Origin of the sequence: Alteromonas sp. AO-Serp (assembly GCF_017849675.1) — a bacterium.
GTDB lineage: Bacteria > Pseudomonadota > Gammaproteobacteria > Enterobacterales > Alteromonadaceae > Alteromonas > Alteromonas macleodii.
This window is the reverse complement of sequence record NZ_JAFLMX010000102.1, coordinates 1-7,554: the sequence shown is the minus strand read 5'-3', so window position 1 is coordinate 7,554 and position 7,554 is coordinate 1. Positions and strand designations below refer to the sequence as shown.

Sequence of the window (7,554 nt, the reverse complement as noted above, 5' to 3'; positions counted from 1 at the left end):
ACATTTTAAACTCGCCCTTTGGGAAGGTCTGGCAAGCTTCCTAGCTGCATTCTGGGAATTTGAAAGGGAACAGCCATTCCTGCATTCCCACGCTTTGCTAGGAAGCTTGCCAGCGCCTTCTGAGTGGGCAATTATCTATGCGGATTGGTATAACGGAGCAAGCAACTAACTAAAAAGGCCAGCAATTGATGCTGGCCTTTTTTAGTATGCGACTGCTTCTGTAAACTCATATGTAAATCGAGCTAAAGAAGCTTTTGTAGTCGTTATTTATTCTTTTCAAAATGTTCGAAGTCCACATCTTCCTGCTTCAAACCGGCTTTAGGATCGTTATAAACGCTTTCGTCCAATGCTCCTTCGCTTTTAGCTACAATGCACGACACCATACAGTCGCCTGTAATGTTTACCGCAGTGCGTGTCATATCCAGCAGTCTGTCTACACCGATAATAAGTGCGATCCCTTCAACCGGTAGGTTCACTTGCTGCAATACCATAGCTAGCATGATAAGGCCCACACCTGGCACACCGGCGGTTCCGATAGAAGCAAGGGTGGCGGTAAGTACTACCATCATATAGTCGCCAAGGCTTAAATCGACAGCGTAAACCTGGGCAATAAAGACCGTGGCAACACCCTGCATTATGGCCGTGCCGTCCATGTTAATTGTTGCGCCTAGCGGCAGGGTGAACGACGATACCGAGTTACCTACGCCAAGCTTGTTTTTCGCCGTTTCCATAGTGACGGGCAAGGTAGCGCTACTGCTTGAGGTACTAAATGCGAATAGCGCAGCGTCACGCATTTTCTTCATCAAGATAACAGGGTTTAATCCCGATAAAGCTTTTAGCAGCACAGAGTAGGTTACCAGGCCGTGAAGGATTAACACGCCAAATACTAAGAAGAAATATTTCGCCAGGCTCAGAATTGTTTCGCCACCAATAGTGGAGAAGAGTTTCGCCATCAACACGTACACGCCGTACGGCGCTAAGTTCATGATGATGGTAACAAGACGCATGATTACCGTATTAATATCTTCAAAGATAGCGGTAAGACGCTTGCCCGCATCACCTGTCATCGCCATAGCTATACCAAACAGTACGGCAAACACAATGATCTGTAGCATGTTGCCCTGTGCCATTGAGTTAATTGGGTTGCTTGGGAACATGTTAACGATAACGTCAGACAGGCTAGGGGCCTCTTTCGCTTGGAAGGTAGTTTCTGTTGTTAGATTTAGCCCGTCACCCGGAGACACCACTAAAGCTATACTCATGGCTAGTGTTATGGCAATGGCGGTTGTGACAACATAGAGTCCGACTGACTTTGCGCCAAGTCTTCCCAATTTACTAGGGTCAGACAGTGTGCTGGTTCCGCAAATTAAGGAAACAAACACAAGAGGAACCACAAGCATTTTTAAGCTGGCAATAAATATTTGGCCGAGAGTGGAAAATATACCTTCTACAAGAATGTTATACGTTGAGAACTCTAAACCGAATATCGAAAAAGTAAAATCTCCGCTATCATCAAACAATAATTGGAGAAAGACACCAGTCAAGATACCGGCAGCCATGCCGATAAAGATGCGGGCGGTTAAACTATATTTATGTGCAGATGAAGACATTAATGTTCCCTGTGCATTTTTATATTTTTAATCTTTCGTAGTGTGCCAGATTCAGTTGATTTTTAAACATAAAAAACGACGCAATTGTCAATAAAAGAGGTTCAGGAACGAATTATGTCGACATTAGCGAAAACGCTAAGCCTAATTAGCGCATTATTTATGCTAACAGCATGTGGTGGGGGCGGTTCATCAGTCTCTCGAGATAACACGGATAACGGAAGCGGAGACGGCGGTACCACATCACCAACCTATTCAATCGCTTTAACACTGGAAAATGAAAGTGGAGCAAGCGACAACAGCCTTTCTGAAGACAATAGTCTGTTTGTTGTTGCGACCGTGTCAGATCAAGATGGCGATCCGCATGCAGACGCGTTACTAACCTTTACGCTAAGCAACGAACAACTAGCCGAGTTTGGCAACGACACGGGAACGGCGCGTACAAATTCAAATGGTGTAGCCCGATTACGTCTTAATGCCAGCACGGCTTCTGGAGATGGCGAAATTACCGCTGCGCTCGGTAGCGGCGAAACGGGAACTACTACGTTTTCAGCCACAGCGGTGACAAGCACCGACCCAACCACAATAAGTGTATCGCTAGCCCTACAAAATGCAGCTGGGGAAGCAGACAACAGCTTATCTTCTAGCAACGCATTGGTTGCACTGGCAACCGTGACCAATTCTGAGGGTGAGCCTCAAGCCGATTTGCTCCTAACTTTCTCATTGAGCAACGATGATTTAGCGACGTTTTCTAACGATACTGCCACTGCACTGACTAATGCTGAAGGCGTAGCGTCGATCGGTATGTCGGTGGGAAGCGCATCAGGGGATGGTGAAGTAACGGCTACTTTGCCAACGGGTGAAGCGGATTCAACTACATTCAGCTCTACGGGCAGTACAACGGTAAGTGAAGAGCCCGCGTCACTGGAGCTTTATGCTAACAGCATTCAGCTCGCCTCAAGCGGTAGTGATGAAGTTGAGTTGATAGCACTGGTTAAAAATGAACAAAGTGTGCTGATGGAAGGGGTAGAAGTAAGCTTCTCTGCCGCATCAGGCGATGGGGTTGAACTTCAATTAACTCAACCAGAAACCGCCGCAGATGGTACAGCGCGCGCAATATTAACGTCTCAAAACGATGCGTCAAACCGCATCGTCACCATTACAGCAGGTGCAGGCAGCCTTACGCAAACAGTTGAAATTACCATTGCTGGTACAGAAGTCACCATCAACGGTGCATCGTCAGTTATTTTGAACGACAGCGTAGATTATACAATTCGTGTTCAGGACTCTGACGGAACATCAATTCTCAACCAAGACGTAGTGCTAAGTGCGGTTAACGGAACGCTTAGCAGCACGACTGTTAATACGGGCGCAAACGGACAAGCGACAGTGTCTTACACTGCATCAACGTCTGGCGAAGATACTATCACTGCGGCAGCACTTAACGCTGAGACAAGCTTTACGGTGCAAGTTCAGCAAGACGAATTTAACTTTGTCAACTTGCCTACAGAGGAGGTGCCGCTAGGGCAGACTCAAACTATTACGGTCCAGTGGCGTCAAGACAACACGCCTGTGGTAGGTCAGAATGTTACCTTTAGCGCGTCACGTGGTGTTATTGCGGGCAACGCAACTGTAGTGACCGATGCAGAAGGGCAAGCGAGTATTGATATCAGTGCAAATAACGCGGGTATCTCTTCAATCACTTCATCAGCGAGTGACGGAAGTGGTAATGTGTTGGTTTCAGCACTCACTCAGATTGAGTTTATTGCTACCACACCTCACACACTGATTGCCGATGCATCACCTGACATCATTGGCCCTGACGGTCAAACCAGTACCATCAGTGCAGTTGTTCGTGACGTTGATGGAAACCTAGTGAAGAACAGTGTGGTTAACTTCTCTGTATCTGACGTATCGACCGGATTTGTATCACCTTCTCAGGCAACCACCGACAGCAAGGGGATAGCGACCACCGTCTTTACTTCTGGATCGGTATCGACTCAAGACGCGGTAGTGGTTACTGCTTTTGTTGCTGACGACCCAGCCATTGACGACGAGGTTGTGTTAACAGTGGGCGCACGTGCTTTTGATATCTCGCTAGGAACGGGTAATGAGCTAGAAGAAGCCACATCGACTTCTTACCTAAAGCGCTTTGGTGTGTTTGTATCAGATTCTGCAGGTCAGCCAGTTAGTGGCGTTAACCTGACTGCGTCAGTTGCGCCGGTAAAATACGTAAATGGCGGTGAGTATAGAACCGGCTTTTGGGTATTCGACGATGATGCTTCTCAATGGGTTGCAATAGTAAATCAAAACTGTGAAACCGAAGACGTTAACGACAACGGTATTTTGGATACAACACCAAGAGATGAAGATACCAATGAAGACGGTATGTTAACTCCTGGATTAATTGGGACCATCGCGTTTGCCAACGGTGCAGCGGTGACAGATGAGAATGGCTACGCGGAATTGGAATACCGTTATCCTCGCAGCTATGCAATCTGGTATGACGCCGTCATTTCAGTGTTCGGGCAGTCTACAGGCAGTGAAGCAAGTGCGAAGATGCGTTACACCCTAAGTATTTCTGCTGACGACGTGACGGATGAAGGGGCGTCACCGCCGGCTAATCCATTCGGCGTAACTGATCAGTGTACGCTGGTCACACCATAAAGAGTTTATACTTAACAAGTAACAAAAAGCCGGCTTATAGCCGGCTTTCTTTTTCGCTTAATTTTAATCAGACTTAACTTACGCCTGTTGGAATGGGTAAACCGAACCAATTTTAAGGATTTGTGTAAGCTCATCAAGCGCAGTACGAGATTCAATGAGAAGCTGCGGATCGCGCAAGTCATCTTCACCTAATTCATCGCGATAGTGCTTGTCGACCCAAGCGTTTAGGCGAGCGAACTGTGTATCGTTGATTAACGTATTTTGATTAACTGCGGCAAGTTCTTGGTCATTCATCGCAACGCGCAAACGCAAACATGCCGGACCACCGCCATTACGCATGCTTTGTTTTACATCAAAATAATTAACCGACTTAATGGGCGTACCCAGAGTTACCAGCTTGTCTAAATAGCGCTTAACGGCTTCATTTTCCTCACACTCAGTTGGCGCGATGATGGTCATATCACCACCTGGAAGCGTTATAATTTGCGTGTTGAACAAGTAGGTTTTTACTGCGTCTTGTACAGAGACTTCAGCGGTCGGCACTTCGATAAAGTGAAGCGGTTCGCTACCAAATTTAGCTTGAAGCTCTTTAAATCCAGCATCTTTTTGATAAAACGCTTGCTCGTGGAAAAACAACACATTTTGGTTACCAACAGCGATCACATCGTTGTGGAATACGCCCTGGTCGATAACGTCTGGGTTTTGCTGCATGTAAACTACGCCATCGTCGTCTAGACCGTGTAAGCGAGCTACTGCTTGGCATGCTTCTAGCGTTTGGCGAGCCGGATATTTTTTCGGTGCTGGTTTGCTGGTATCAAATGCATGACGACCATAAACAAACAACTCTACGCCTGCCTGACCATAGTTGCTGCAAAGTCGCGTGTGGTTGGCTGCACCTTCGTCACCAAAATGCTCGTTATCTGGCAGGTGCTGGTGATGAGCAAAGTGCTTTTCATTGGCAAATGTACCGCGCAGGATATTGCCTGTAACCTGAGGCTCTAGTGAACGATGGAACTTGTTGGTTAAGTTTGCAGGGGTAAAGTGAACGCGACCATCAGCAGTATCGGCACTAGGAGACACAGTGGCGGCATTTGCAGTCCACATGCTACTGGCAGAACAACAAGCAAGGAAAATCTCGCGAGATTGCTTTGCAGCGCTTTCTAGCACGCGAGCATCTGAGCCTGTGAAGCCTAATCGGCGCAGTGCGGCGATGTCAGGACGCTCTTGTGGGGCCAACACACCTTGAACCATTCCCATATCGGCCAACGCCTTTGCTTTGGCTAAGCCTTGCTTTGCAGCTTGTTTTGGACTGCTCTTTGCGTTTGCGTTGTTCAGGGAAGCGACATTGCCAAACGACAAACCGGCATAGTTATGGGTAGGTCCTACAAGACCATCAAAGTTAACTTCAAACTGCTTCATACTTTCCCTCATTCTTGGAGTTTTGGCGCTTGACCCTATATGTTACTTTTCCATACGCACTGCGATTAATTTAATAGCAGCGGCAACGCTTTCGTTCTTTTACAGGGACAAACGATGCACTTCTTCACACCTGAACATGTTGTCAGGCTAGGTTGGAATGGCTGGCATTATACGGCTTTTAAGGCCAATGCCAATCGCGCTGTTCATTTATTGTGCAGTTTTTGCGCGTGTTTAAAGCAAAGGAAAGAATAAGTATGAAGAAGATCTTGTTTTCCATTCACTTTGTAGATATATGTTAAAAAAGAGCGAGTACCCTATATATAGTGCAAGGTTGCTCCAATTTTCAGAATTTGACGTAAATAGTCATTAAAAATCAATAGGTTTAGTTCAATTATATGGCAAAATCACTGGTCATAGTCGAGTCACCAGCCAAAGCGAAAACGATAAATAAATATCTCGGTAAAAATTTTATCGTAAAAAGTTCGGTTGGCCACGTGCGAGATCTTCCGACGAAGGCTTTAGGCAAAGTAGAGCCTAAAAAACCGGCTAAAGAACTCAAAACTTTAAGCGAAGAAGAGCGTCAAGAATATCTTCGCCGTCACGAATATTTGAAGCTTGTAGACAGAATGGGTGTGGATCCAGAGAAAGACTGGAAAGCCCACTATCAAGTGCTGCAGGGTAAAGAGAAAGTCGTTAACGAACTTAAAAAGCTTGCTAAAGATGCTGACACTATCTATCTCGCGACCGATTTGGACCGCGAAGGGGAAGCGATTGCATGGCATTTACAAGAGCTGCTAGGTAAAAAAGACAAAACTTACCAGCGAGTGGTGTTTAACGAAATTACTAAAAACGCGATTCAAGATGCGTTCTCAGATCCGGGCGAACTAAATATCTCTCGCGTCAACGCCCAGCAGGCTCGTCGATTCCTAGACCGTGTTGTAGGCTTCATGGTATCGCCACTTCTGTGGAAAAAAATTGCGCGAGGCCTCTCAGCAGGGCGAGTTCAATCGGTAGCGGTTAGACTTGTTGTAGAGCGTGAGCGAGAAATTAAAGCGTTTGTACCTGAAGAGTTTTGGGACGTACACGCAGATTTAACTAGCCAGCAAAAAGCGGCACTGCGCATGCTGGTAGCAAAGCACCAGGGCAATGCGTTCAAGCCTAAAAACAAGGCCGAATCAGATAAAGCGCTTGCTGACTTAGAAGGCGCTAACTACACGGTAGAAAGCCGCGAGTCAAAGCCTACGCAAAGTCGTCCTTCTGCACCATTTATTACCTCAACGCTACAACAAGCGGCAAGTACTCGATTGGGCTTTGGTGTTAAGAAAACCATGATGATGGCACAGCGCCTTTATGAGGCGGGCTACATCACCTATATGCGTACGGATTCAACTAATTTAAGCCAAGAGGCGTTGGACAGTGCTCGTGCATACATTTCAGATAATTTTGGTGACAAGTACTTGCCTGATTCGCCAAATCGCTACGGCAGTAAAGAAGGTGCGCAAGAGGCGCACGAAGCGATCCGTCCTTCAAACGTGAGCATAAGTGCTGCAAGTTTGGGCGATATGGAGCGCGATGCACAGCGACTTTATGAGCTTATTTGGCGCCAGTTTGTGGCTTGTCAAATGACTCCAGCTAAGTACGATGCAACCACTATCAAAGTGGCGGCGGGTGATTACGAGCTGACGGCGAAGGGCCGCGTACTTAAGTTCGATGGCTGGACTCGCGTTCAACCTCAGCTTCGTAAAAAAGGCGAAGAAGAGCTCATGTTGCCTGATGTACAAAAAGGCGATGTGCTTGACTTAAAAGCGCTTGATCCTAAACAGCACTTCACCAAGCCTGTAGCGCGATTTAATGAAGCTTC

4 protein-coding genes are annotated in these 7,554 nt (G+C 46.7%); 2 read left to right on the top strand and 2 right to left on the bottom strand.

Features of this window, described 5'->3' with window-relative positions; translation table 11 throughout:
* Positions 1 to 263 precede the first annotated feature (263 nt).
* Entirely contained in the window at positions 264 to 1,610 is a 1,347-nt protein-coding gene (locus QVA83_RS08020; protein WP_014949187.1) for a dicarboxylate/amino acid:cation symporter, read from the bottom strand.
* Between the two features lie 114 nt (positions 1,611 to 1,724).
* On the opposite strand from QVA83_RS08020, the gene QVA83_RS08015 reads away from it, so the two are divergent.
* A complete protein-coding gene (locus QVA83_RS08015; protein ID WP_156078249.1) occupies positions 1,725 to 4,274 on the top strand; it encodes a beta strand repeat-containing protein in 2,550 nt (849 codons plus the stop codon).
* Between the two features lie 78 nt (positions 4,275 to 4,352).
* On the opposite strand, the gene astB is transcribed toward QVA83_RS08015, so the two are convergent.
* Positions 4,353 to 5,693, bottom strand: a complete 1,341-nt coding sequence (astB, locus tag QVA83_RS08010; RefSeq protein ID WP_014979096.1) for an N-succinylarginine dihydrolase — start codon at positions 5,691 to 5,693, stop codon at positions 4,353 to 4,355.
* A 395-nt stretch (positions 5,694 to 6,088) separates the two neighbouring features.
* Between astB and topA the strand changes: the two genes are divergently transcribed.
* Positions 6,089 to 7,554: type I DNA topoisomerase (topA, locus tag QVA83_RS08005; protein ID WP_287498330.1), on the top strand; the 1,466-nt coding region annotated here is incomplete at its 3' end.

Coding starts and splice junctions, on each gene's coding strand:
- QVA83_RS08020 (WP_014949187.1), bottom strand. CDS start 1,610: ATGTCTTCATCTGCACATAAATATAGTTTAACCGCCCGCATCTTTATC.
- QVA83_RS08015 (WP_156078249.1), top strand. CDS start 1,725: ATGTCGACATTAGCGAAAACGCTAAGCCTAATTAGCGCATTATTTATG.
- astB (WP_014979096.1), bottom strand. CDS start 5,693: ATGAAGCAGTTTGAAGTTAACTTTGATGGTCTTGTAGGACCTACCCAT.